General features: G+C 64.8%; 23 protein-coding genes. 14 read left to right on the top strand and 9 right to left on the bottom strand.

Annotated elements, in window-relative coordinates; genetic code table 11:
• The first annotated feature begins 5 nt into the window (after nucleotides 1–5).
• Nucleotides 6–1,238, top strand: a complete 1,233-nt coding sequence (gene cobA / locus RY1_RS03820; protein ID WP_371829437.1) for a uroporphyrinogen-III C-methyltransferase — start codon at nucleotides 6–8, stop codon at nucleotides 1,236–1,238.
• An 11-nt stretch (nucleotides 1,239–1,249) separates the two neighbouring features.
• Entirely contained in the window at nucleotides 1,250–2,752 is a 1,503-nt protein-coding gene (locus RY1_RS03815; RefSeq protein WP_072802118.1) for an MFS transporter, read from the top strand.
• Nucleotides 2,753–2,763: 11 nt separating this feature from the next.
• Here RY1_RS03815 and RY1_RS03810 read toward each other — a convergent pair whose 3' ends face one another.
• Nucleotides 2,764–3,987 carry a DUF2786 domain-containing protein gene (locus tag RY1_RS03810; RefSeq protein WP_072802117.1) on the bottom strand — a complete coding sequence of 408 codons (1,224 nt, stop codon included), beginning with the start codon at nucleotides 3,985–3,987 and terminating at the stop codon, nucleotides 2,764–2,766.
• Nucleotides 3,984–4,727 (bottom strand): peroxide stress protein YaaA, encoded by a 744-nt coding sequence (gene yaaA / locus RY1_RS03805; protein WP_072802116.1) that lies wholly within the window; start codon nucleotides 4,725–4,727, stop codon nucleotides 3,984–3,986. The genes RY1_RS03810 and yaaA overlap by 4 nt, the downstream gene beginning before the upstream one ends.
• Before the next feature lie 48 nt (nucleotides 4,728–4,775).
• On the opposite strand from yaaA, the gene RY1_RS03800 reads away from it, so the two are divergent.
• Nucleotides 4,776–6,527: a proline--tRNA ligase gene (locus RY1_RS03800; RefSeq protein WP_072802115.1), complete on the top strand. Its 1,752-nt coding sequence runs from the start codon at nucleotides 4,776–4,778 to the stop codon at nucleotides 6,525–6,527.
• Between the two features lie 66 nt (nucleotides 6,528–6,593).
• The gene (locus tag RY1_RS03795) at nucleotides 6,594–8,345 is read left to right on the top strand and encodes an acyl-CoA dehydrogenase family protein (RefSeq protein ID WP_072802114.1); all 1,752 of its coding nucleotides are present in this window, start codon (nucleotides 6,594–6,596) and stop codon (nucleotides 8,343–8,345) included.
• On the opposite strand, the gene RY1_RS03790 is transcribed toward RY1_RS03795, so the two are convergent.
• Nucleotides 8,342–8,941, bottom strand: a complete 600-nt coding sequence (locus tag RY1_RS03790; protein WP_072802113.1) for a TetR/AcrR family transcriptional regulator — start codon at nucleotides 8,939–8,941, stop codon at nucleotides 8,342–8,344. The two genes, RY1_RS03795 and RY1_RS03790, sit on opposite strands and share 4 nt — an antisense overlap.
• A gap of 19 nt (nucleotides 8,942–8,960) precedes the next feature.
• On the opposite strand from RY1_RS03790, the gene RY1_RS03785 reads away from it, so the two are divergent.
• Entirely contained in the window at nucleotides 8,961–10,565 is a 1,605-nt protein-coding gene (locus RY1_RS03785) for a DHA2 family efflux MFS transporter permease subunit (RefSeq protein WP_371829445.1), read from the top strand.
• Here RY1_RS03785 and RY1_RS03780 read toward each other — a convergent pair.
• Nucleotides 10,495–10,935, bottom strand: coding sequence for a ferritin-like domain-containing protein (locus RY1_RS03780; RefSeq protein ID WP_072802111.1), 441 nt, complete (start codon nucleotides 10,933–10,935; stop codon nucleotides 10,495–10,497). The genes RY1_RS03785 and RY1_RS03780 overlap by 71 nt on opposite strands.
• Nucleotides 10,932–11,450, bottom strand: a complete 519-nt coding sequence (locus RY1_RS03775) for a hypothetical protein (RefSeq protein ID WP_245819489.1) — start codon at nucleotides 11,448–11,450, stop codon at nucleotides 10,932–10,934. Before RY1_RS03775 ends, RY1_RS03780 begins: the two co-directional genes overlap by 4 nt.
• Before the next feature lie 124 nt (nucleotides 11,451–11,574).
• On the opposite strand from RY1_RS03775, the gene rimP reads away from it, so the two are divergent.
• The 8 genes from rimP (at nucleotide 11,575) to RY1_RS03735 (ending at nucleotide 19,898) form a co-directional block, all read left to right on the top strand.
• Nucleotides 11,575–12,150: a ribosome maturation factor RimP gene (rimP, locus tag RY1_RS03770; RefSeq protein ID WP_072802110.1), complete on the top strand. Its 576-nt coding sequence runs from the start codon at nucleotides 11,575–11,577 to the stop codon at nucleotides 12,148–12,150.
• Entirely contained in the window at nucleotides 12,147–13,157 is a 1,011-nt protein-coding gene (nusA, locus tag RY1_RS03765) for a transcription termination factor NusA (protein WP_072802109.1), read from the top strand. The genes rimP and nusA overlap by 4 nt, the downstream gene beginning before the upstream one ends.
• Before the next feature lie 44 nt (nucleotides 13,158–13,201).
• On the top strand, nucleotides 13,202–13,582 hold the full coding sequence (locus RY1_RS03760) for a YlxR family protein (protein WP_169914551.1): 381 nt from the start codon (nucleotides 13,202–13,204) through the stop codon (nucleotides 13,580–13,582).
• Nucleotides 13,583–13,680: 98 nt separating this feature from the next.
• On the top strand, nucleotides 13,681–16,611 hold the full coding sequence (gene infB / locus RY1_RS03755) for a translation initiation factor IF-2 (RefSeq protein ID WP_072802107.1): 2,931 nt from the start codon (nucleotides 13,681–13,683) through the stop codon (nucleotides 16,609–16,611).
• 123 nt (nucleotides 16,612–16,734) lie between these two features.
• Nucleotides 16,735–17,025: a DUF503 domain-containing protein gene (locus RY1_RS03750; protein ID WP_072802106.1), complete on the top strand. Its 291-nt coding sequence runs from the start codon at nucleotides 16,735–16,737 to the stop codon at nucleotides 17,023–17,025.
• 68 nt (nucleotides 17,026–17,093) lie between these two features.
• Nucleotides 17,094–17,561, top strand: coding sequence for a 30S ribosome-binding factor RbfA (gene rbfA, locus RY1_RS03745; RefSeq protein ID WP_072802105.1), 468 nt, complete (start codon nucleotides 17,094–17,096; stop codon nucleotides 17,559–17,561).
• A gap of 5 nt (nucleotides 17,562–17,566) precedes the next feature.
• Nucleotides 17,567–18,562 carry a DHH family phosphoesterase gene (locus RY1_RS03740; RefSeq protein WP_072802104.1) on the top strand — a complete coding sequence of 332 codons (996 nt, stop codon included), beginning with the start codon at nucleotides 17,567–17,569 and terminating at the stop codon, nucleotides 18,560–18,562.
• Nucleotides 18,549–19,898: an MATE family efflux transporter gene (locus RY1_RS03735; protein ID WP_072802103.1), complete on the top strand. Its 1,350-nt coding sequence runs from the start codon at nucleotides 18,549–18,551 to the stop codon at nucleotides 19,896–19,898. Before RY1_RS03740 ends, RY1_RS03735 begins: the two co-directional genes overlap by 14 nt.
• Before the next feature lies 1 nt (nucleotide 19,899).
• On the opposite strand, the gene RY1_RS03730 is transcribed toward RY1_RS03735, so the two are convergent.
• Nucleotides 19,900–20,565: a FadR/GntR family transcriptional regulator gene (locus tag RY1_RS03730; RefSeq protein WP_072802102.1), complete on the bottom strand. Its 666-nt coding sequence runs from the start codon at nucleotides 20,563–20,565 to the stop codon at nucleotides 19,900–19,902.
• A gap of 182 nt (nucleotides 20,566–20,747) precedes the next feature.
• On the opposite strand from RY1_RS03730, the gene leuA reads away from it, so the two are divergent.
• Entirely contained in the window at nucleotides 20,748–22,478 is a 1,731-nt protein-coding gene (gene leuA / locus RY1_RS03725; RefSeq protein WP_072802101.1) for a 2-isopropylmalate synthase, read from the top strand.
• Here leuA and RY1_RS03720 read toward each other — a convergent pair.
• Genes RY1_RS03720 through modA form a run of 3 tightly spaced genes read right to left on the bottom strand, consistent with a single transcriptional unit; the run spans nucleotide 22,460 to nucleotide 25,136 of the window.
• Nucleotides 22,460–23,533, bottom strand: coding sequence for a sulfate/molybdate ABC transporter ATP-binding protein (locus RY1_RS03720; protein ID WP_072802100.1), 1,074 nt, complete (start codon nucleotides 23,531–23,533; stop codon nucleotides 22,460–22,462). The two genes, leuA and RY1_RS03720, sit on opposite strands and share 19 nt — an antisense overlap.
• Nucleotides 23,530–24,339: an ABC transporter permease gene (locus RY1_RS03715; RefSeq protein WP_072802099.1), complete on the bottom strand. Its 810-nt coding sequence runs from the start codon at nucleotides 24,337–24,339 to the stop codon at nucleotides 23,530–23,532. Before RY1_RS03715 ends, RY1_RS03720 begins: the two co-directional genes overlap by 4 nt.
• The gene (gene modA, locus RY1_RS03710) at nucleotides 24,336–25,136 is read right to left on the bottom strand and encodes a molybdate ABC transporter substrate-binding protein (RefSeq protein WP_072802098.1); all 801 of its coding nucleotides are present in this window, start codon (nucleotides 25,134–25,136) and stop codon (nucleotides 24,336–24,338) included. Before modA ends, RY1_RS03715 begins: the two co-directional genes overlap by 4 nt.
• Between the last annotated feature and the right edge of the window lie 18 nt (nucleotides 25,137–25,154).

The following is a 25,154-nucleotide window of genomic DNA, read 5'->3' as shown; positions in this document are numbered from 1 at the left end:
CGTACGTGATTGAGAATGAAGCCGACGCGACCGACTCTCCCTATCTCGTCGGTCTGAATCTGGCGGGGCGACGCGTTGTGGTCGTCGGCGGTGGAACCGTGGCGCAGCGGCGGCTACCGCTGTTGATCTCCTCGGGTGCGCAGGTTCACGTGATCACGCGTGTGGCGACGCCCGCGGTCGAGGCGATGGCGTCGTTCGGCCAACTCACACTGGAATTGCGTGATTACCGGGACGGAGACATCGGCGGCGCCTGGTACGCCATCGCGTGCACCGACGAGGCAGCGACCAACGAGGCGATCGTCGCAGAGGCCGAACGATCGAGAATCTTCTGTGTCCGCGCCGACATCGCGCGTGACGGTACCGCCGTCACGCCTGCGTCCGCGGACTACGACGGGCTGACGCTCGGTGTTCTCGCCGGGGGAGAGCACCGACGCTCGGCTGCCGTACGCAATGCCGTCGTCGAAGCACTGCAGTCGGGCGTCATCACCGACACCGCGCACGCGCCGCACACCGGCGTTGCCCTCGTCGGGGGTGGCCCGGGGGACCCCGACCTCATCACTGTTCGAGGACGCAGGCTTCTGGCGTACGCGGACATCGTCGTGACGGACAGGCTGGCACCGCCGGAACTGATCGCCGAACTCGGACCGCACGTCGAGGTCATCGACGCGTCGAAGATTCCGTACGGCCGCGCGATGGCGCAGGAGGCGATCAACCAGGCGTTGATCGACGGCGCGAAGGCAGGCAAGTTCGTCGTGCGCCTCAAGGGCGGCGATCCGTACGTTTTCGGCCGTGGATACGAGGAACTGGAGGCTCTCACCGAAGCGGGCATCCCCGTGACCGTCGTGCCGGGCATCACGAGCGCGATCTCGGTACCGTCCGCCGCGGGGGTTCCGGTGACTCACCGTGGGGTGACACACGAGTTCGTCGTCGTCAGCGGTCATGTCGCGCCCGATCATCCGGACTCGCTCGTCGACTGGGACGCGTTGGCGAAATTGAAGGGCACGATCGTCCTTCTCATGGCCGTCGAGAGAATCGAGAAGTTCGCGAAAGTTCTGATCGACGGCGGGCGCGCGGCGTCGACACCTGTGCTCGTCGTACAGGAGGGAACTCTGCGGACTCAACGCGAGGTCCGAGCCGACCTCGAGACGGTCGCGCAGAAAGTCAAGGACGAGGGAATTCGCCCGCCCGCGATCATCGTCGTGGGAACCGTTGCTGGTTTTTCTGTGAACTCTCGGTAACGTGAACTCTCGTGCCTGACCACTCGCAGCCCGCAGCCCGTGCAACGGAGATCGTGTACCCCGTAACGACCAGGGCGTTCGGCCTGGCGATCATCGTCCTCAGCGGGCTTCAGCTGATGGTCGTGCTCGACGGAACCGTCGCGAATCTGGCGTTGGCGCCGCTGCAGGAGGATCTGGGACTGAGTGACGCAGGCCGCAACTGGGTCCTCACGTCGTATGCGTTGGCATTCGGCGGGCTGATGTTGTTGGGCGGCAGACTCGGCGACGCCTTCGGCCGCAAGAAGATGTTCCTGGCCGGTGTCGTGTTGTTCACCGTCGCCTCGTTGCTGTGCGGCCTTGCATTCAACGAGGCGACGCTGGTGGCCGCGCGTGCGTTGCAGGGCGTCGGCGCCGCGGTCGCATCACCGACGGCATTTGCCTTGGTGGCGACCACCTTTGCGCCTGGACCCGTGCGTAACCAGGCCATCGCGATCTATGCAGCGATGACCGGTGTCGGATCGATCGCCGGCCTGATCATCGGTGGCGCGCTCACGCAGGTGTCGTGGCGCTGGATCTTTCTCATCAACGTCCCGATCGGTGTCGTGATCGCCATCTTGGCGATCGTGTCGCTGAAGGAGACTGCCGCTGTTCGTCTCGCGCTCGACTTCCCGGGCGCGATACTGGGCACGCTCGGCTGCACCGGAGTGGTGCTCGCACTCAGCGAAGGCACCGAACTCGGCTGGACGAGTCCCCTTGTCGTAGCATCCCTCGTCGCCGGACTCGTGCTCCTCGGATTGTTCCTCGCCGTCGAGCGTCGTGCGAAGAATCCGCTTCTGCCGTTCTCCCTCTTCGCCAACAGCAATCGTGTCGCGACGTTCATCGCGATCTTCTTCGCCGGCGGGGTCATGTTCTGTCTGGCAGCGTTCGTCGCTTTGTTCGTTCAGGACATCCTGGGCTACAGCCCCCTCAATGCCGGCCTGGCATTCGTTCCGTTCGCCTTCGGGCTCGGTGCTGCCGCGTTCCTCGCCTCGCAGCTGGCAATACGGATCCAACCCCGATGGCTCATCATGAGCGGCGCTGTCATCATGGTCGGGTGGCTGCTGTTCGCCGTTGCCACGATGGATGCGAACTCGTCGTATTTCCCCGACATCTTCCTTCCGGTCATCGGAATCGGGTTCGGTGTCGGCCTCGCTCTCGTCCCGCTACCGCTGTGCGCAGTGGCGGGCGTCGGCCCCTCGGAAATCGGTCCGTTGACCGCCATAGCCCTGGTCGCCCAGACGCTCGGTGGACCTCTCGCACTGGCGGTCATCGGCGCTCTGGTGACCTCGCGCACATTGTCTCTCGGCGGAACCACCGGACCGGCGAACCTGATGAGCGACAGTCAACTCGATGCGCTGAGCTCGGGCTACATGTTCGCGCTGTTCTGCTGCGCACTCTGCGCCGTGGTCGCCGGAATCGTCGCCTTCTTCATTCGGTTCACTCCGGAACAGGTCGCTCAGGGTCAGGCCGCTCAAGAGGACGCACAGAAGGTGTGACGCCTCGGCCACTACCGCAGATCGGCCCGATCTGCCGCCGCCTGGCCCGATTCCCATCCTTCGGCGTCGAGCCGCGGACCCCGCATCGTCCTGACGCGAGGAAAGAGTCGTTCGAACTCCTCTTCGACCGCGACGGTCTGCGCGGCAAGCATCGGCAGTAGGTCGGCCGAACTCTCGGTCGCTTCCTCCAGCGCATGGGCATCGACCGCGGTGAGTCGGTCGCCGATTCTGACCGCGTAGGCGTAGAGAAACGCCTTTCCGAACGCCGCCGACGAGGAACCCTTGCGCCGCTTGGCCTTCGGTGAATGCGACAGAGCTCTGGTCGCCTGGATCAACAGCGAAGTGAACAACAATTCCGTCTGCTCCAGATCCACGGGTGTCCCGACGACCGTCGCCACGGCGTAGTCCTGATCCCAGATGACCTTCACCCTGTTGACTGTTCCGACGACGTGGAGCAGCTGCGCCTTGGGCGGCGCATGTGGATTCTCGATGTGCAGGCGGCGGCTGACGACGTCGACATTGCCCTCGGTCAGTAGCAGCGAGTCGATCGAGTAGCGCGTCATCAACTCCTGCGCCTTGGCCGTCAGTGTCTCGGCTTCCTCCTCGAAGTCGGTGGCGTCGGCCTTGGCGAGAAGTCCGCGAATTCGGCCGAGCGCCTTGGCATTCGGGGAACCGCCTGCCGTGCCGGGGCCCCCGACGTGTGTGAGCCGTCGGCGAGGCCACTGCAAGGGCCTCGGCCCGAGCTGCGGCCACCTCGGGAGGGTCTGCCACTGGCCGAGCAGAGCGAGTACCGAGATCCACTGGTCGCTGGTGGCGATGTAATCGGAACGGCCGCTCGCCGACAGCAACGCAGCCAGGAAACTCGGCGACGTCTCGATACGTGACGCGGCTTTCGGGTACGCCGCACAGATCTCCGAGAGTTGATCTACCCAGTGCTCGGGCGCACGTTCGTGTGCATCGGTCAGGTCGGACTGGTGCAGCAGCACCGCAGCCGCCAACGACGCCACCGCGACGGTCTGCTGACGCCGGACGACGTGCAGAAGGTCCAGCGGTTGCCAGCCGTTCTCGTAGACCGTCTCGATCATGGTCGTCAGTGCGGCCGAGGCGACTGCATGCGGATCGAACTGCTCCGATGCGATCAGCCGATCGACCACCTCGTCCACGGCCCGAAGATCGCGGGTCTTGCCGTAGGACGCATCCGCTCCCTGCCGCAGCAGGTCACGTACCTGGTTCATTCGGTCAGCACGATCAACTCGGTGGGCGACGCCACTTCGACTCGGAGCCCGGCCTTGGTGGCCACCTTGGCCAGCCCCTTCACATCCCGTGGTTCAGCGGTGGTGAGCGTCAACGCGCGCGCCAGCAGGCCCTTGTGGTGTTTGTTGAAATGGCTCACGACGGATCTGCTGCCGTCGGGCTTCTCCGTCAGAACCGTCGCCGTGATCGCTCCAGGCACCGGACCGAGCTGCTGGTACGTCCCCGAACGCAGATCGACGACCACTCCTTCCGACATGGACTCGATGGCGTCGGACAGCTCCGGTTTCCAGTGCGAGCGAAGAGTTCCGAAACCGGGGATCTTCGACCCACCCGACAGTCGATAGGTCGGGATCGCGTCGTACGCGCGCACGGCCCCGAACAACGCCGATCCGATCCACAGCCTCGAGGCGGCGCGTGCGCGGCCCGCTTTGGTGAACGATTTCGCGTCGAGCGCGTCGTAGAGGACGCCGGTGTATCGGCTCAGCGCAGGTGTCGTCGACGACGTCCACACTGCGGCGTTGCGTTCGATCTCGTCCGCCTGCGTCGGACCGAGACCGAGGGCGATGCTCGACGCCTCCGCGTCGGCGGACAGATCGACGAGGGCGTCGGCGAGCTTCTGGCGGAGCGGGGTCAGTGCAGGCAGCGACAGAGCGTCGAGATCGAGGGGAGAGCCGTCGCCGCCGTCGGACTTCGTTTCGGACGGGGGCAGCAGAATGAGCACGGGGAGCAACGTTACCCACCTGCGGGGCACCGACTACTCTCGTACCCCGTGATCACCCGTCTCTCGCAGCTGTTCCTCCGTACCCTCCGCGACGACCCGGCCGACGCCGAAGTCGACAGCCACAAACTGTTGGTTCGCGCCGGCTACGTCCGTCGAATCGCGCCGGGGGTCTACTCGTGGCTGCCACTCGGCCTGAAGATACTCAGAAAGATCGAAGACGTCGTCCGCGAGGAGATGAACGCGATCGGAGCGCAGGAGATCTCGCTGCCTGCTCTGTTGCCGCGCGAACCCTACGAGACGACGAACCGCTGGACCGAATACGGCGATGCGCTCTTCCGCCTGCAGGACCGCAAGGGCAACGACATGCTGCTCGGTCCCACCCACGAGGAACTCTTCGCGCTGACCGTCAAGGGTGAGTACAACTCGTACAAGGACCTACCGGTCACGCTGTACCAGATTCAGACCAAGTACCGCGACGAGGAGCGGCCTCGCGCAGGCATCCTGCGTGGACGCGAGTTCGTCATGAAGGACTCGTACTCGTTCGACCTCGACGAGGATGGTCTGAAAGCGTCGTACAACGCGCATCGGGAGGCCTACCAGCGCATCTTCGAGCGGCTCGGCGTCAAGTACGTCATCGTCGCCGCGACATCGGGAGCCATGGGCGGAAGTGCGTCGGAGGAGTTCCTGGCCGAGAGCGATATCGGCGAGGACACCTACGTCCGCTGCCTCGAGTCCGGCTACGCGGCCAACGTCGAAGCTGTCACCACCGCGCGACCGGATTCGCTGCCCATCGAGGGTCAGCCCGCAGCGGTCGATCACGAGACCGGTGAGACCCCGACCATCGCGACACTCGTCGACTGGGCCAACTCGGCGGATCTCGGCCGTACGGTCACCGGCGCCGACACTCTGAAGAACATCCTGCTCAAGGTCCGTAACCCCGAAGGGGAGTGGGAGCTGCTCGCCGTCGGCGTTCCCGGGGATCGCGAAGTCGACGAGAAGCGACTCGAAGCGGCGCTGGAACCGGCCGAATACGAACTGCTCACCGATGCGGACTTCGAGGCGAATCCGTTCCTCGTCAGGGGATACATCGGACCCCGCGGACTCGCGGCCAACGGTGTGCGGTACCTCGTCGACCCTCGGATCGTCGACGGCACGTCGTGGATCACCGGCGCCGATGTCAAGGGCAAGCACGTGGTGAACCTGGTCGCCGGACGTGATTTCACACCGGACGGGACCATCGAGGCAGCAGAGGTTCGCGACGGCGACCTTTCCCCGGACGGACGCGGCACCCTGGTGACCGCTCGCGGTATCGAGATCGGCCACATCTTCCAGCTCGGCAACAAGTACACCGACGCGTTCTCCGTCGACGTGCTGGGCGAGAACGGTAAGCCCGTCCGTCTCGTGCAGGGCTCGTACGGCGTCGGGGTCTCGCGGCTCGTCGCCGTCGTCGCCGAACAGATGCACGACGAGAAAGGCCTGCGCTGGCCTGCCGAGATCACCCCGTACGACGTGCACCTGGTCATTGCGAACAAGGACGAAGCAGCGCGCGAGGGTGCCGAGTCGATCGCGTCGGCGCTCGACGTTCAGGGCCTCGAAGTACTGTTCGACGACCGTAAGGCCTCGCCAGGAGTGAAGTTCAAGGACTCGGAACTGCTGGGAATGCCTCTGGTGGTGGTTGTCGGACGTGGATGGGCCGACGGCAAGGTCGAACTCCGTGACCGGTTCACCGGTGAGAGCCGTGAACTCGACACGGACACGGCCGTCGAGGAGATAGTGAAGGCGGTTCGCGGAACGGCGTGATTTTCCTGTCCAGGTCGGTTACTCGCTGGTAGCTTCGTGGGTAACCGACCAGGAGAGGTGACAGAAGTGACTCGCTTCGCGTTGTTCGATCCCACACAGTTCGATCCCACGCAGTCCGATTCGGCACAGTTCGATTCAGCGGAGTTCGATGTCGAGACGTCGCGCCAACTGAGTGCACTGATCGACTGGTTCGAGGACCGAGGCAAAGCGCGTCTGCTCGCGGACGATCTCGATGCCGTCTGGACGGCGGACTTCCTCGAATTCGTCGCGAAGGAGAAGCTCTTCGCTACGTTCTGCACTCCTGCTGCGTACGCCGACGGCGACCCGAACAAGCGGTGGGACGCCGCGCGGAACGCGAAGTTGAGCGAGATCCTGGGCTTCTACGGGCTGTCCTACTGGTACGCCTGGCAGGTCACCGTACTCGGGCTCGGTCCCATTTGGATGAGCGACAACGAGGTTGCGAAACGCCGTGCGGCACAGCAACTCGACGACGGTGCAGTCATGGCGTTCGGCCTGTCCGAGCGCGCCCACGGCGCCGACGTCTACTCCACCGACATGCTCCTGACGCCGACCGATGATCCCGATGTCGAGTTCACGGCGTCGGGGGAGAAGTATTACATCGGCAACGGCAATGTGGCGGGCATGGTCTCGGTCTTCGGTCGTCGTACGGATCTGGAAGGACCCGAGGCGTACATCTTCTTCGCCGTCGATTCGTCGCATCCCAATTATGTGTTGCGCGACAACGTGGTTCACGGCCAGATGTTCGTCAGTACCTTTGCGCTCGACGACTATCCGGTGCGGCCCGCGGACATCCTGCACTCAGGTGCCGACGCGTTCTCGGCAGCGCTCAACACCGTGAACGTCGGTAAGTTCAATCTGTGTACGGGTTCGATCGGTATCACCGAGCATGCGTTCTTCGAAGCGATCACCCACGCGCACAACCGCATTCTCTACGGCAACAGGGTTACCGAGTTCCCGCACGTGCGAGCGAGTTTCGTGGACTCGTATGCGCGGCTGGCGGCCATGAAGCTGTTCAGTGGGCGTGCACTGGATTACTTCCGAACGGCGAGCCTCGAGGACCGCCGCTACCTGTTGTTCAATCCGATGACCAAAGCGAAGGTGACGTCCGAGGGCGAGACCGTCGTTCGTTTGCTGCACGACGTCATCGCGGCCAAGGGTTACGAGAAGGACACCTACTTCCGCGAAGCGGCACAGCTGATCGGCACGCTGCCCAAATTGGAAGGCACAGTGCACGTCAACGTCGCGCTGATGCTCAAGTTCATGCCGTCCTACATGTTCGCGCCGACCGAGTATCCGGCCGTCGCAACGCGGGACGACGCCACCGACGACGCCTTCTTCTTCGCCCAGGGTCCCGCGCGCGGTGCGAGCAAGGTGCGGTTCCACGACTGGGCGCCGGTGTACGAGCAGTACTCCGACGTTCCGAACGTCGCGCGCTTCCATGAACAGGTACTCGCGTTCAAGACGTTTCTGACCGACTCCGCTCCCGACGAGGCTCAGCAGAAGGATCTGGACTTCCTGTTGAACGTCGGGCATCTGTTCTCGCTGGTCGTCTACGGGCATCTTATTCTCGAATCCGCCGAGACGATCTCGCGGGAACTGCTCGACCAGATCTTCGACTTCCAGATTCGCGACTTCTCGGGTTACGCCGTTGCGCTGCACGGGAAGCCGTCGTCGACCGAGGCGCAGCAACAGTGGGCTCTCGGCGCCATCCGTAAGCCCGTCGTCGATCGTGCTCGCTTCGACGCGGTGTGGTCCGAGGTCGTGAAGTACGACGGCGCCTACGAGATGAAGGCCTAGGAGGGCGTAGTTCCGAGCGTGCCGAGGCTCGGCCCGAATGCGCAGTGCGCGAGTTCACCGAGCGCGGATCCCTCGTCGGCATGTTCGGGTGCCTGCATCGCGAGCAGGCAGTTGAGCAGCATCCCGTGTGCGATGAACTGCCGAGCCTCCTCGGGCGTGCAGTCGGTGCCCGCTCGAATCTGCGTGTAGATCGCTGCCATGCCTGCGCGGCCCTGTGCGCCGATCTCGGGTGTGCTTCCTGCCGTGAAGCCGTGCATCATCACCAGCAGTAAGTCCCGGTCGGCGACGAGAGCCGTGTACGCAGCGCCGAGGGCCGCCCACACGTCGTCGTCGGGATGTGGCGTAGTGCTGTCCAAGACTGCCGCGAACGCCGCCATGATGCCGTCGATCGACCGTTGGAACACCAGGCGAAACAATTCGCTCTTGGTACCGAACATCCGAACCACGTAGGGCTGCGAGACGCTGGCCTCCTTGGCGACGGCGTCGGTGCTGGTGCCCGCGTATCCGCCGCGGGCGAAGGCCTTGGTGGCCGCTGCCAGTACCAACTCTCTGCGGTCGGATGCGTCCATACGTGTCGTTCTGGTGGGTGCGGACATGTTGACAGGTTATCAGTCGATAACTACGGTTTCCCATATAAGTAATCATTCGATGCTTACTAAGCCGAGCGCATCAGCGAAAGGAATCTCGATGACCGTCGCCGACGAAGTGCAACCCTCGCCATCACGCGCCATCCCGATCTGGGTCGGGATCGTTGCGGCGTCACTGCCGATGTTCATGGCCACCCTCGACAACCTGGTGATGACCAGCGCTCTTCCGGTCATCCAGCAGGACCTCGCTGCCTCGGTGGGTGAGTTGCAATGGTTCATGAATGCGTACACCCTCAGCTTCGCGACGCTCATGCTCGCTGCGGCCACCCTCGGCGACCGCTGGGGTAGGCGCAGGATGTTCATCGGTGGAATCGCGGTGTTCACACTCGCATCCGTCGCCTCGGCCCTGGCCACCACTCCGGCCATGTTGATCGCCGCGCGAGCAGTGCAGGGTGCGGGCGCAGCGGCGGTCATGCCGCTGTCGCTGACCTTGCTTGCGAGCGCCGTGCCCGCAAGCAAACGCGCCCTCGCCATCGGTGTCTGGGGCGGAGTGTCCGGACTCGGTATCGCGTTGGGGCCGGTCGTCGGCGGTGCTGTCGTCGACGGCATCTCGTGGCAGGCGATCTTCTGGATCAACGTACCGGTCGCGGTCGTCGCGATCCCGCTTGTTCTGTTCGCCCTCGCCGAGTCGTTCGGGAGGAAACAGCGCCTGGACTACCTCGGCGTTCTGCTCGCGGGCGGAGGCGTGTTTCTCCTCGTGTGGGCGGTGGTGCACGGAAACGGCGACGGGTGGGCGTCCGTGGCGGTCCTGGTCTCGTTCATCGGTGCGGCTGTCGCGATGTCCGCCTTCGTTCTACGTCAGAGCCGAGTTCGATTCCCTGTTGTTCCGTTGCGGCTGTTCCGGTCTCGAAATTTCACACTTGCCAACGTGATCGGTGTGACGTTCACGCTCGGAATGTTCGGATCGGTATTTCTACTGTCGCAGTATCTGCAGATCGTCATGGGCTATTCGCCGTTCCAGGCCGGATTGCGCACACTGCCGTGGACAGCCGCGCCGATGGTCTTCGCTCCTCTCGCCGGTCTGCTCGCTCCGCGGCTCGGGCTGCGCACCCTGATGGTCGCGGGGTTGTCGCTGCAGGCAGGCTCACTTGTCTGGATGGCCGTGATACTCGCACCCGATACGTCCTACGCCAGCATGGTTCCCGCGTTCGTGATGGCAGGGGTCGGTATGGGACTGACATTCGCTCCGTCGGCAACCGCAGTTCTGTCGGATATGGCAGAGGTCGACCACGCGACCGCGAGTAGCACCAACTCCACCCTGCGTGAGATCGGCGTGGCGCTCGGCGTCGCGGTGCTGACCGCGGTATTCCTCGGAGCGGGCGGTGCGCTGACTCCCACCGGCTATACCGACGCCCTTGCCCCTGCGCTGTTGGTCGGAGCAGGCGCAGTCGCAATCGCCATCGTCGCCGCAGCGTTCATGCCTGGCCGTACTGTCGCAGGCAACACGGCGGGCAGCGTCGAAACAGGCAGCGTCGAAACAGGCAGCGTCGAAACAGGCAGCGTCACGGCTGGCCGGGAAACGGCACCGATGGCGGAGCCACATTCAGGATCTGTCGCCAATTCGCCAGTCTGAGCGCAGCTTCGGTCAAGGCAGTGATTCCGGTCTCCCGAGTGGGGCCGGAAGCGCTGCGTTCGACCACCGAGCGCCACGCGATGGACGTGTCCACTTCTGCCTGGGCTGCCAGCTGCGCCGCTCCGACCGGATCGACCACCGGAAATGGGATCGAGTACGCCGGGCTGGGTAGGGGCGGCGTGACGGACGCAGCCTCCAGTGCATCGATCGTTGCATCGCGTCGTGCCCGGTGCGCGGCGGCGTAGGCCGCGACGAGGTCGGCACGCGTCGGATTCGAGAACGCGCCGACCACCCCGTATGCGAAGACCGCTGCGTATTCGGCATTCAGTGCATCGACGAGTGCCTGTTGTTCCGCGCCGAGATCGTTCATGCCAGTACCACCGAGACCTGTACTGCACATGCTGCGCTGATGGAGCCGAGCAGACCGGCTCGGTATCCGGACTCCTCGCGAGCCGAATTCGCTGCCCCACGCTGTGATTCACCGAGCAAGGACCGAAGCTCCTCCAGTGTCGGCGGAGGTGCGGGTTCCGCAGTCGCTACCGAGGTGGCAGTGGTGGTTTCACCGGGGATGACGCCTGCGACACGATCGATCTCGGCACCCAGTGCGACGGCATGCTGATCGCGTTCCGACTGCACGATTCCGAGAGGGCCTGCCATCTCGGGGGCCAGCGCGATCAGCGCTCCTGCAGCAGCCGCGTCGCGCTGCGCCGAACGCAGGTGGACGGTGAGTGTGTCGACGATCGCAGAGGTATCGGAATCGTCACCGGTGGAGCAGCCGGTGCCGGTTGCCAGTGCGACAGTGGTGAGTACGACGCCGCCGGTCAACCGAAACGCGGTACGGCGGCTGAGGGTGTGGGCAATCGTGGACGTCGGCACGCCCGCCATCGTGCCAGGTCCGATCCGGATCCGACGAACCCGCAGCTGGTCACGAACGCCCACGAATAGCGCTAGGCTGTACGTTCGATCCCTTGAGCGAACCGACCACAATTGAACGAGGAGCTTTGTCACGATGCCTGTTCCGTCGAAGGAGAGGGTCATCGCACTCCTGTCCGATCTGGTCCACGACCGAGGCTTCGATCTCGAGGACGTGAGCGTGGTGTCCGCGGGTAAGCACAGCGCTGTTCGCATCATGGTCGATCGGGAAGAGGGAATCGACCTCGACACCCTTCCCGCGCTCAGTCGTGACATTTCCGAGGCATTCGACGCGGTATCGGATTTCGGTGAGGTGCCCTACACCCTGGAAATCTCCACGCCCGGCATCGATCGTCCGCTCACCGAAGAGCGGCACTGGCGACGCGCCCGTGGCCGAAAGATTCGAGTCGAATTGGCCGACGAGAAGTTCGATGCTCGTGTCGGAGTCCTCGACGAGGGATCGGTGACGCTTGTGTTTCACTCCAAGGGTGTACTCGCGAGTCGGGTGATCGACATTGCCGACGTTGTCAAAGCTGTTGTGCAAGTAGAGTTCTCGCGCCCCAAGGCAGAAGAGATGGAGTTGGCCGGTGGAGTTGTGGGCGGTCGCCCCGCACCGGCCGACACCGACGAGATCGTGAACGTGGAATCACCGGAAGAAGGGTCCGACAAGTGAATATCGACATTGCTGCGCTGCGCGCGATCGAGGCCGAGAAGGGCGTCTCGATCGAGACCGTCATCTCGACGATCCAAACTGCATTGCTCACCGCATACCGCCACACCGAGGGCCATCAGCCCCACGCCTGGATCGACGTCAATCGCAAGACCGGTTCGGTCAGGGTGATGGCGAAGGAGATCGACGCCGACGGCAACACGATCTCCGAGTGGGACGACACCCCGGAGGGTTTCGGACGCATCGCGGCCACCACGGCGCGTCAGGTCATCCTGCAGCGGTTGCGTGATGCCGAGCACGAGCGGTCGTTCGGGGAGTACGCCACGCACGAGGGTGAGATCGTCGGCGGCGTGATTCAGCGTGACACCCGCGCCAATGCCAAGGGCACCGTCATCGTGCGGATCGGAAGCGACGCCAACGGCGCGGACGGACTGCTGCCTCCGGCAGAGCAGGTGCCGGGGGAGGACTACGAGCACGGCGAGCGGATCAAGTGCTACGTGGTCGGGGTGACACGTGGTCAACGCGGGCCGCAGATCACCCTCTCGCGTACACACCCGAATCTCGTTCGCAAACTCTTCGCGCTCGAGGTTCCCGAGATCGCCGACGGGTCGGTGGAGATCATCGCCGTTGCCCGAGAGTCGGGGCATCGATCGAAGATCGCCGTTCATTCCACGGTGAACGGCCTCAACGCCAAGGGCGCGTGCATCGGTCCGATGGGGCAGCGTGTGCGGAACGTCATGAGCGAACTTGCGGGCGAGAAGATCGACATCATCGATTTCGACGCGGATCCGGCCAAGTTCGTCGGAAATGCACTGTCTCCGTCCAAGGTCGTCTCGGTGACCGTCGTCGACGCAGCGGCCCGTGCTGCCCGCGTCGTGGTTCCCGATTATCAGCTCTCCCTCGCCATCGGCAAGGAAGGGCAGAACGCACGACTGGCGGCTCGTCTGACGGGATGGCGTATCGATATTCGCAGTGACGCGGCCGCGGCACCCGAGTCGACCAGCGCGTAAGGGTGGAATGCGGAGATCGGGCCGATACAGCGCTAGACTGGTCGATGGTTCGGAATGAACTCTCGGTACTGAGTCATGAGAGCACCGGTTCGACGACTGAAAGTCGGCCGGTGCGCACTTGTGTCGGGTGCAAGGAGCGAGTTCCAGCTTCCGATCTGTTGAGGGTCGTGGTTCGAGACCGAGCTTCCGCGGAATCGAAGATCGTTCCCGACGTCGGACACAGGCTGCCAGGACGTGGTGCGTGGCTGCACCCCGTGCCGAACTGCCTGCAGAGTGCAGAGCGGCGCCGAGCTTTCGGCCGAGCACTACGTGTGTCGGGAACAGTCGACACGTCCGAGGTTGTTGCCTTCGTAGAGGGCAGGAGTTCGGACATGGATCAGGGCGACAGAGCTACACCCGTCGAGAAGAACAGGCAACAGCACTGATGAGCACACCGTGAAGCACCAACGATGAACGTCCATCGGAGTTAACCCGAGGTCGTGCGGGCACAAATGCCTCGCTCGGCCTCTCAGTGAGGAGAGCAGTGGCAGGCAAGGCCCGCGTGCACGAGTTGGCAAAAGAACTCGGTGTCACCAGTAAGGAACTACTCGCACGGCTCAAAGAGCAAGGCGAGTTCGTCAAATCCGCATCGTCCACCGTCGAGGCGCCCGTGGCGCGTCGTCTGCGTGAGTCGTTCCCGTCCGAGCAGTCGGATTCCCCGTCGAGCAACGGTCGTCCGGCAAGCAGTGCACCCAAGCCGAGCACGGGTGCCAAGCCGGGTGGACCGCGTCCCGGCCCCAAGCCGACGCCGCGTCCGACTCCGGCAGCGCCCGCAGCCGAGGTTCCGGCTGCTGCACCGGTAGCACCCGTATCGCCGGCGGCACCCGTAGCGCCGGCGGCATCGGTCGACAATGCTGCCCCGGCAGCGGCCAGGCCGGCTCCGGCAGCGCCCGCTCCGGCAGCACCGACGCCTGCAGCTCCTGCTGCACAGGCGCCTACCGCGTCCGCCGAAGCTCCCGAGGTCAGCCGTCCGGCCGCGCCTGCGGGCCCGAAGCCGGGTGGACCGGGCCCCAAGCCTGGTCCCAAGGCTCCTCGGGTCGGCAACAATCCGTACTCCTCCGCTCCGGCGGAACGTCCGGCTCCTCGTCCGGCACCCGGACAGGGCGGACCTCGCCCCAGCGGCACCGGTCGTCCGGCTCCCGGCCAGGGCGGCCCCCGTCCGGCAGCGCCTCAGGGTGGAAACCGTCCGGCTCCGGGTCAGGGCGGACCTCGTCCGGCTCCCGGCCAGGGCGGACCTCGCCCGAGCCCCGGCTCGATGCCTCCTCGCCCGAATCCGGGTGCGATGCCCACTCGCTCGGCTCGTCCGGCTCCCGCAGCAGGTCGTCCGGGTCGCCCAGGCGGCGCACCGGGCGGACGTCCGGGTGGCGGCGCAGGCGGCGGTGGTTACCGCGGCGGCGGCGCACCCGGTGCTCCAGGTGGAGCTCCCGCAGGTGGCGCTCCCGCAGGTGGTTTCCGCGGGCGTCCAGGCGGCGGTGGCCGACCAGGCCAGCGCGGCGCAGCTGCAGGTGCATTCGGTCGTCCCGGCGGCGCGCCGAGGCGTGGACGTAAGTCGAAGAGGGCGAAACGCGCCGAGTACGAGAGCATGCAGGCTCCCGCTGTCGGCGGCGTCAGGCTGCCCCGCGGCAACGGCGAGACCATCCGTCTCGCTCGTGGGGCGTCGCTGTCCGACTTCGCCGACAAGATCGACGCGAATCCGGCAGCATTGGTGCAGGCACTGTTCAATCTCGGCGAGATGGTGACGGCAACTCAGTCGGTCAACGACGAGACGCTCGAACTGCTCGGCGGCGAGATGAACTACGTCGTCCAGGTCGTCAGCCCCGAGGACGAGGATCGCGAGCTGCTCGACAGCTTCGACCTCACCTACGGCGAGGACGCGGGCGGCGAGGACGATCTCGAGCAGCGTCCTCCGGTCGTCACGGTCATGGGCCACGTCGACCACGGAAAGACGCGGTTGCTCGACTCGATCCGAAACACTGCGGTTCGCGAAGGCGAGGCCGGTGGTATCACGCAGCACATCGGTGCCTACCAGGTGCTGACCGAGCTCGAGGGCAACGAGCGTCTCGTGACGTTCATCGATACACCCGGTCACGAGGCCTTCACGGCCATGCGTGCTCGTGGTGCGAAGGCCACCGACCTCGCGATCCTGGTCGTCGCAGCCGACGACGGCGTCATGCCGCAGACAGTGGAGGCGATCAACCACGCACAGGCAGCAGATGTGCCCATCGTGGTTGCGGTCAACAAGATCGACAAGGAAGGCGCGAACCCGGACAAGATCCGGCAGCAGCTCACCGAGTACGGTCTCGTGGCCGAGGAGTACGGCGGCGACACGATGTTCGTCGACATCTCCGCGAAGCAGGGCACCAACATCGATGCTCTCCTCGAAGCGGTGCTGTTGACGGCAGATGCCTCACTGGATCTACGTGCCAACCCGGACATGGAGGCACAGGGTGTCGCCATCGAGGCGCACCTCGACCGTGGCCGCGGCCCGGTGGCAACCGTGCTCATCGCTCGCGGAACGCTCCGTGTCGGTGACTCGATCGTCGCTGGTGACGCATACGGACGCGTTCGTCGCATGGTCGACGAGCACGGCGAGGACGTCGTCGAGGCACTGCCGTCGCGCCCCGTCCAGGTCATCGGCTTCACGTCGGTGCCAGGCGCAGGCGACAACCTGCTGGTTGTCGACGAGGACAGAATCGCTCGCCAGATCGCCGATCGTCGCAACGCTCGCAAGCGCAACGCGCTGGCAGCGAAGAGTCGCAAGCGCATCAGCCTCGACGATCTCGATGCAGCTCTGAAGGAGACTTCGCAGCTCAACTTGATCCTCAAGGGTGACAACTCGGGAACCGTCGAGGCTCTCGAGGAGGCTCTGCTCGGTATCCAGATCGACGACGAGGTCGAGTTGCGCGTCATCGACCGTGGTGTCGGTGGCGTCACCGAGACCAACGTCAACCTGGCGTCGGCCTCCAACGCGATCATCATCGGCTTCAACGTTCGTGCGGAGGGCAAAGCTACCGAGCTGGCCAACCGTGAAGGCGTCGACATCCGGTACTACTCGGTGATCTACCAGGCGATCGACGAGATCGAGAAGGCCCTCAAGGGCATGCTCAAGCCCGTCTACGAAGAGGTTGCCCTCGGCCAGGCCGAGATCCGTGCCCTGTTCCGTTCTTCCAAGGTCGGAAACATCGCTGGTTGCCTCGTCACCTCCGGTACGATCCGTCGCAACGCCAAGGCACGACTGTTGCGTGACAACACAGTTGTCGCCGAGACCGTCACGATCTCCTCGCTTCGCCGCGAGAAGGACGATGCGGTCGAGGTGCGGGAGGGCTACGAATGTGGTCTCACGGTTACGTACTCCGACATCAAGGTCGGCGATGTCATCGAGGCGTACGAACTCCGTGAGAAGCCGCGCGACTAGTTCACGCGCCAGTGCGGTAGTGGAACAAGGGGAGTAACACTGCACTCGATCGGGCAACCGGCGGCGGTACTTTCGAGTACCGCCGCCGGGTGTTCTCGGTCGATTCGATCGAAGGATGGCCGCGTGTATCTGGGTGCTCTCGAACTGGACGTGCTGTTGGGCGATGTGCGTTCACTCGACGAAAAGCGAACGAAGGTCGAGCCGGTGCTGTCGGCACTGCAGCGGTTCGGGGTATCGGCCGCGGAGACCGGGGACCAGGAGCGTATCCGTCGGTCGCTGTTCGGGATCGCTGCTGCAGGCGCGGACGTCGATGGACTGCACGACAAGCTCGACGAGTGCGAGCGACACGTGGCCGAGCGGCAGGATCTGGAATTGTTGGCGGTCAGAAGAAGAATTTTCGGTCCCGAGGACTGATTCGGGGTCAGGCCGGATGTCGACGTCGGTGTCATCCGGCCACAAGTTTCGAGGAGCGTGAAAAGTTCATGGTGGATCAAGCGAGAGCCCGCAAGCTCGCCAAGCGCATCGCCGCCATCGTCGCCACGGCGATCGATCATGAGATCAAGGACCCACGTCTGGCATTCGTGACGATCACCGATTGCAAGGTGACAGCGGACCTCCACGACGCGACGGTCTACTACACGGTCATGGGCGAGGATTTGGACACCGCTCCTGACGTGCAAGCAGCGGCCGCGGGTCTGGAGAAGGCCACGGGCGTTCTACGGTCGAAGGTCGGCGCAGGTACAGGGGTTCGCTTCACCCCGACCCTCGTGTTCGTCACCGACACGGTTCCGGACACTGCGCGGCACATGGAGGAATTGCTCGAACGAGCACGGCAGTCCGACAGCGAGGTGGCACGCGTTGCCGCATCGGCCACGCCGGCAGGTGACGTCGACCCTTACAAGGCTCCGCGGGAGTCGGCCGAGGGTGTCGAATCCACCGACGTGGACTGACCGAGGTGACGACGACGCCCGGTACGGCTTCGGCCACATCGGTCGAGGACGAGTTTCCTCGAGCGATCACGCTTCTGGACACTGCCCGCACGGTCAGCGTTCTGTGTCACGTGCAGCCGGATGCCGACACGATCGGCAGCGGACTCGCGTTGGCGATCGTGTTGCAGCGGCGGGGCGTCGCCGTCGAGGTGTCGTTCGGTAGCCCGGACGATCTTCCGGAGTCGATGAACGAGTTGCCCGGGCGCGATTTGTTGGTGCCTGCTGCGGACGTGCGTGTCGGAGTGGACTTGGTGGTGTCCGTCGACGCTGGTAGCCGCGGACGCCTGGGTGCGCTCGCCGATCGGATGGATGCCGCGGACGCGTCGCTGGTCATCGACCATCACCGTTCGAACACCAGATTCGGCACGTTGAACGTGGTGGACGACGCTGCGGAGTCCACGACCGCCGTGATCGCGCGACTTTTCGACGCGTGGGGCGTCGAGATCGACGCGTCCATTGCACACTGTCTCTTCGCCGGGTTGGTGACCGATACCGGTTCGTTCCGGTGGGTTCGTCCCGGGTCACATCGGCTGGCCGAACGACTGCTGGAGACAGGTATCGACGGCGCCGCCATCGCCCGCAAGTTGTTGGACACCCACCCGTTCGGCTGGCTACCGATGCTGGGGTCCGTCCTCGGCTCGGCGAGACTCGTGGGCGACGCCGTCGGCGGCCTCGGTCTCGTGTACGCAGCGATCCTTCGCTCCGATTCGGAAGGCTTGCGATCGGAGGAAATCGAGAGCGTCATCGACATCGTGCGTACGACGTCGGAAGCAGAGGTCGCAGCCGTCCTGAAGCAGCAGCCGGGCGACGAGTGGACGGTGTCGCTGCGATCGAAGACGGTCGTCGATGTTTCCGTCGTTGCCACAACGCTCGGCGGCGGGGGCCATCGCAACGCGGCAGGCTTCACCGCACATGGATCGAAGGACGATGTCGTCGCGGCGTTGATCGATGCCCTCGGCTGATTCTTCCTCCGTTCACGACGCGAGCGCCAGACGAATTCTCGGGTTGGCCCTGCCTGCCCTCGGCGTCCTGGCGGCGGAACCGCTGTACCTGCTCTTCGACGCGGCGGTGGTGGGTCGATTGGGCGCTCTGCCGCTGGCAGGGCTGGCTGTAGGCGGACTCGTTCTTGCTCAGGTCTCGACCCAACTGACCTTTCTGTCGTACGGCACCACCGCCCGTGCCGCGCGTCTGCACGGCGCCGGACGGCAGCGAGATGCCGTGGGTGAGGGCGTTCAGGCGACGTGGCTCGCGCTGTCTCTCGGCGTGGTGATCATCGGTGTGATGCAGCTTGTCTGCGGCCCTGTTCTGTCGGTGGTCGGAGGCGGCGGCGCTATCGCGGCGGAGGCCACCGAGTGGTTCAGAGTTGCCGTTCTCGGTGTGCCGTTCATCCTGGTCTCACTCGCGGGCAACGGATGGATGCGCGGGGTACAGGACACCGTGCGCCCCCTGCGCTATGTGCTGACAGGTCTTGGGCTCTCCGCGGTCCTGTGTCCTCTGCTGGTGCACGGAATGTGGGGATTCCCGCGTCTCGGCCTCGTCGGGTCGGCGGTGGCCAACGTGGTCGGTCAGATCGTGGCGGGTGGGTTCTTCCTGGTGGCGGTGCTGCGTTCCGGGGCACCGCTACGCCCGGTGTGGTCCGTGATGCGGGCTCAGCTGGTATTGGGACGCGATCTCGTGCTCCGGAGCCTGGCGTTCCAGGCGTGTTTCCTGTCCGCGGCGGCTGTGGCGTCCAGATTCGGAGCTGCGGCAGTGGCTGCGAATCAGGTTGTGCTGCACATGTGGAATCTGGTGTCTCTGACGCTCGATTCACTTGCCATCGCCGCACAGACGATGGTCGGCGCGGCGCTCGGCCGAGGCGACGTCGGTGGAGCGACGCGTCTCGGCTGGCGGCTCACGGTGTGGTCGACGGTTTTCGCGATCATCCTGGCCGTGATCTTCGCATCGGGTCTACCGGTGATTCCGAGCGTGTTCACCACCGATGCGAGTGTCATCGAGCAAATGCAGTCGATCTGGTGGCTGTTCGTGCTCATCATCCCGATCGCGGGCGTCGTGTTTGCGCTCGACGGCGTGTTGCTCGGCGCGGGCGATGCGGCGTTCCTTCGGTCGGCGACTCTCGTCTGTGCGTTGGCCGGCTTCTTGCCGTCCATCTGGATGGCGCTCGCGTTCGACTGGGGCCTGAGAGGAATCTGGATCGGGCTGGGAATCTTCGTCACATTGCGAATGATCGCTGTGGTGGCTCGCATGGTCTCGGGTCGATGGGCGCTCGCAGGAGCCGACATTCAGCGAGAGAACGCCTGAGTCACTCCTGTGCTCCGAGATGGCGACGCACCACATGTCCTGCTTCGGCAGCGTTGCGCGCGGTGATCGCGATCAACAGGGCTCGATGCACATCGACGTCCGGCTCGGCTCCCGGCTCGCGTGCAAGGATCTCGCGCGTGTAGGTCGTCAGACTCTCCCGAAGTCGCGGCACGAACGTCGCGAAGAGGTCGGACAGCACCGGGTTGTGAGCAGCGTCGATCACCGACTCGTGAAATGCGATGTCGGCGTCGACGAATTCGACGTCCGACCGCTGCGACGAGTGGTGTCGCTCCTCCAACGCGGCGGACATCCGCACGAGATCCTGTTCGGTTCGCCGCTGTGCGGCCAGGACCGCTGCCTCGACTTCGACGATGCGACGGACTTCGGAGACGTCCGCGAAACGAGCACGCCTGACGGTATCGGCCACGTCGGCGGGGATCGTACGTGCCAGGACGAAGACGCCTGCGCCTTGCCGTGTTCGGAGCAGCCCGCGCGTCGCCAGTTCCCGGATGGCCTCTCGGACGGTGGATCTGCCGACTCCGAGGTCTGCTGCGAGCGTTGTCTCGCCGGGGATCTTCGACCCCACCGGCCATTCGCCGTCGGCGATTCTCTGCCCGAGTGCAAAGACAGCTCGATCTATCGGTCGCAGATGGCTGCCTGTTGTCATGGCCCCAGTATTGCGCGTACCCACTTGTCTGAGTAGTCGCATTTGTATTACAGTTCTCAGACATGTGGCGAAAGATGCAACTTCTTCGATGCCGCGGCGAGGCCTGTTCCTGACCGGCACCTCGTCGCGGGGTTGTACCCATGTCGGTCCACGCTTCGAAACGTCAGCGAAGGATTGTGGAAATGACCGAAACTGCCTCACCGACCTGGAATCGTCAACGACCCTCTGGCATGGCGTGGGGTCGATATCGGCCCGTCGAAGACCGCGTCGCGATTCCGCTGGAGAATCGCACGTGGCCGAGTGCGCATACTCGCTCCGCGCCGCTCTGGGTTCCGGTGGATCTGCGCGACGGTAACCAGGCACTTGCCGAGCCGATGGATCCGAGCCGAAAGCGCCGGATGTTCGACCTCATGGTTCGACTGGGCTACAAGGAGATCGAGGTCGGCTATCCGTCCGCGAGCCAGACCGACTTCGATTTCGTCAGGTCGTTGGTCGGGACCGTCCCGAACGATGTCACCATCGTCGTTTTCACCGCAGCCCGCGACGACCTGATAGCCAGAACCTTCCTCTCCATCGAAGGGCTGTCCGACGTCGTCGTCCACATGTACACCGCTACCGCGCCGACCTGGCGGCAAGTCGTATTGGCGAAGGAACGAGACGAGTTGCGGGAGCTGATCTTCGCAGCAGGCGAGACGATCGCTCGGTCCGCCGGCACCCGGGAGGGCATCCGGTTCGAGTTCTCTCCCGAGGTCTTCAACCTCACCGAACCCGACTATGTTCTGGAGATCTGCAACGGGATGTCCTCGCTGTGGGATGCGTCGCCGGATCGACCGGTGATTCACAATCTGCCGGCCACAGTGGAAGTGGCCACTCCCAACATCTACGCAGATCAGATCGAATACATGCATCGTCATCTGGACAGACGCGGGTCGGTGATTCTGTCGGTACACCCGCACAACGATCGTGGAACCGGAGTGGCATGCGCGGAGCTTGCGGTGATGGCAGGCGCGCAGCGTGTCGAAGGATGCTTGTTCGGCAACGGTGAGCGCACCGGGAACGTCGATCTGGTCACGCTGGCGCTGAATCTGTACGCGCAGGGCGTGGACCCGATGATCGACTTCTCCGATATCGACGAGGTTCGCCGGACCGTGGAGTACTGCAATCGAATTGCCGTACACGAACGACACCCATACGCAGGTGATCTCGTCTACACCGCCTTTTCGGGAACCCATCAGGACGCGATCAAGAAGGGGCTGACACACCACCGCGCCGAGGCGGACAGAACCGGAGTCGCGGCATCGCGATCGCCCTGGGCTGTGCCGTATCTGCCGATCGACCCCGCCGACGTCGGGCGAGACTACGACGCCGTCATCCGAGTCAACAGTCAGTCCGGCAAAGGCGGCAGCGCGTACCTGCTCGAAGCCGATCACGGTCTCGTGCTGCCCCGCAGGCTCCAGATCGACTTCGCACGAACGGTTCAACGCGCAGCCGAGAACGACGGTGTCGAGGTGACGTCGGAACAGTTGTGGGATCTGTTCTGCACGGCCTACACGACGCAGGCAGATCTACGGCTCGTCTCCTGGGACATCTCGACGGAAGAACACGGAAAGACGCTGCTGCGCGCGATCATTCGAGAGGGGGGTGCAGACCGGTCGCACACCGGCATCGGGTCCGGCCCGGTCGACGCGTTGGCGAACCTGCTCGGTGATTCGGGGCGCGAGATCACGGTGCTCGGCTTGACTCAGCATTCCATTGCCTCCGGTAATTCGGCCACCGCGGTCACGTACGTGGAGGCATCGGTGTCGGGTGCGACCGTGTGGGGCGTCGCTCTGAGCGAATCGGTGGTCGAGTCTTCGCTGCACGCTGTCATGGCGGCTGTGCACCGGGCGGGTGTTCACCTCGACGCCGAGTGAATGCCGATCTCCTGGCTCTTGACGACGAAGTAGACCTGCTTGCCGGGTTCGAGGTCGAGCTCGGCAACGGCAGCAGGTGTGACGTCGGCGGCGATTCCCGGAGTTCCGTCGGGGTTGTCGGCGCCGCGCAGTCGAACGGTGGCGCCGTGCACGTCCATCTCGGTGAGCACGATCGGAATCACGTTGCGCGGGCTGGCATGCGGGGGCTCGAGGTGGACGGCGACGGCAGCGGGCGAGAACACAGCGACCGCCGGACCGTCGGCGACGTCCCCGTGGCCGAAGACGGAATGTCCCCACGGCGTCCGCAGCGAATCGGTGCCGGTCGCGGTGCCGGATAGCAAGTTCACGCCCGCGATCCTGGCGGCGAACGAGCTGCGTGGTGCCGAAAGAACATCGGTCGTGGTGCCACGTTCGACGATTCGGCCGGACTCGACCACGACGACCGTGTCGGCGAGGGCAAGAGCGTCGAGCAGGTCGTGAGTGACGATGACGGCGGTGCGTCGCTGCTCTCGTAGCACTGTGCGGAGCAGGCGACGCACCGCAGGTGCCATGCCGACGTCGAGGGCGGACATCGGCTCGTCGAGCAGCAGGACGCGGGGCTCGGCCGCGAGGGCGCGGGCGATCGCGACGCGCTGTGCCTGACCACCGGACAGCTGCGATGGTCGTCGATCGGCGAGCTCCGTCGCGCCGACGGCGGCCAACCAGGTACGCGCGATGGTGCGTGATTCGCGGCGCCCGACGCCTCTGCTGCGCGGCGCGAAGGCGACGTTGGCCTCGACCGTCAGGTGGGGGAAGAGCAAAGCGCTCTGGTTCAGAGTGGCGACTCCGCGGGCGTGCGCGGGCACGAATATGCCGGTCCGTGTGTCGGTCACGATGTCGGAGCCGAGCAGGATTCGGCCGGACTCGGGCCGGAGCAGGCCCGCCACGAGCGAGAGCAACGTGGATTTGCCTGCGCCGTTGGGCCCGAGCACCGCGACCACCTCGCCGTCGGCGACGCTCAGTTCGAAACTCACGTCGCGGCGCGGCAGGTGTGCAGTGAGGTCGATGCTGCTCACAGTGCCCCTGCCACACGAGACCCCCGGGCCGCGACCACGATGATGGCGGCGACGACGATCAGCAGGAGAGACAGAGCCACGGCTGCATCGGCGTCGGTCTCGCGTTGCAGGTAGATCTCCAGGGGCAGTGTCCTCGTGACGCCTTGCAGCGAGCCCGCGAACGTGAGAGTTGCCCCGAACTCACCGAGTGCGCGAGCGAATGCCAGCACAGCACCGGACACCAACCCCGGCAGTACCAGTGGAATAGTCACCCTGCGTAGCACCGTCGTCGGTCGTGCACCGAGCGTTGCGGCGACAACCTCGAAGTCGCGTCCCGAACTGCGCAGTGCGCCTTCGAGGCTGACCACGAGGAAAGGAAGCGAGACGAATGTCTGGGCGAGAACCACGGCAGTCGTCGAGAACGCGATACTGATGCCCCAGGCTTCGAGATGCTCGCCGAGAAGTCCGAGGCGACCGAAGGTGTAGAGCAGTGCGATGCCTCCGACGACCGGTGGCAGAACGAGGGGGAGTAGCACGAGGGCACGAAGGACCGACAGACCGCGAAAGTCGGTTCGGGCGAGCACGAGTGCCATCGGAACACCGAAGACGACGCACAGGAACGTACTCATCGCCGCGGTCTTCAGACTGAGCAGCAACGCTGTTCGCGACGCCTCGGACGTGACGAGCGGCACGAAGTTGGGCCAGTCGATCTTCAGGAGTATTGCGATCAGTGGGGTGACGACGAAAAGCGCGCCCATCGCGGCGGGAACGAATACCCATATCGGAAGTCCGACACGAACATCGTCCCCGCGGCGATCGGACGTCACGGCGCGGCGAACCCTGCCGCCGCCAGCACCTCTCGGCCGGTCGCCCCGGTGACAAGAGCGTCGAAGGCAGCCGCGGTCGCGGCATTGTCACTGCTCTTCAGCACCGCGATCGGGTAGGTGTTCACAGCCCCGGCCGATTCGGGAAACGACACTGCGGTGACCTTGTCGCCCACTCCGGCTGCATCGGTGACGTAGACGAGGCCCGCATCGGCCTGGCCGGACGTGACCTTGCCGAGTACATCGGTCACCGCCGACTCCTCGCTGACGGCGGGGATGGTGGTGCCGGTGGCGTCCTCGACCTTCTTGGTGGCACTGCCGCAGGGAACCTGCGGGGCACAGATGACGGTCAACACGTCGGGGTTGGCCAGGTCGGCGAACGAGGTGATGTTCTTGGGGTTGCCGGGCGCGGTCACGATGGTCAGTGTGTTCGTGGCGAAGTTCGTCGGATCGTCTGCAACCAGATCACCGTCGACTGCCTTCGTCATGTTGTTGGTGTCGGCGGAGGCGAACACATCGGCTGGTGCGCCCTGAGTCAGCTGGGTGACCAGATCGGACGAGCCTGCGAAGTTGAACTCCACTTGGGTACCCGGGTTCTCGGACTCGAACGTCTCACCCAACTCGGTGAACGTCGCTTTCAGAGATGCGGCGGCGAACACGGTGATGTCCCCGGTGATCTCGCTACCTGCGGTGGTCGTCGAAGAGTCCGACGGCGTGTCCGACGAATCGGAACTGGAACAGCCGGCGAGCAGGGCCGCCGAAGCCACGAGTGTGACGGCGGCGGTGAGTGCGAATTTCACTGTTGTCTCCTGGAAGGG

This window comes from Rhodococcus yunnanensis NBRC 103083, assembly GCF_001895005.1.
GTDB lineage: Bacteria > Actinomycetota > Actinomycetes > Mycobacteriales > Mycobacteriaceae > Rhodococcoides > Rhodococcoides yunnanense.
The sequence above is the reverse complement of the archived record's forward strand: the minus strand, read 5'-3'. Positions and strand labels throughout refer to the sequence as shown.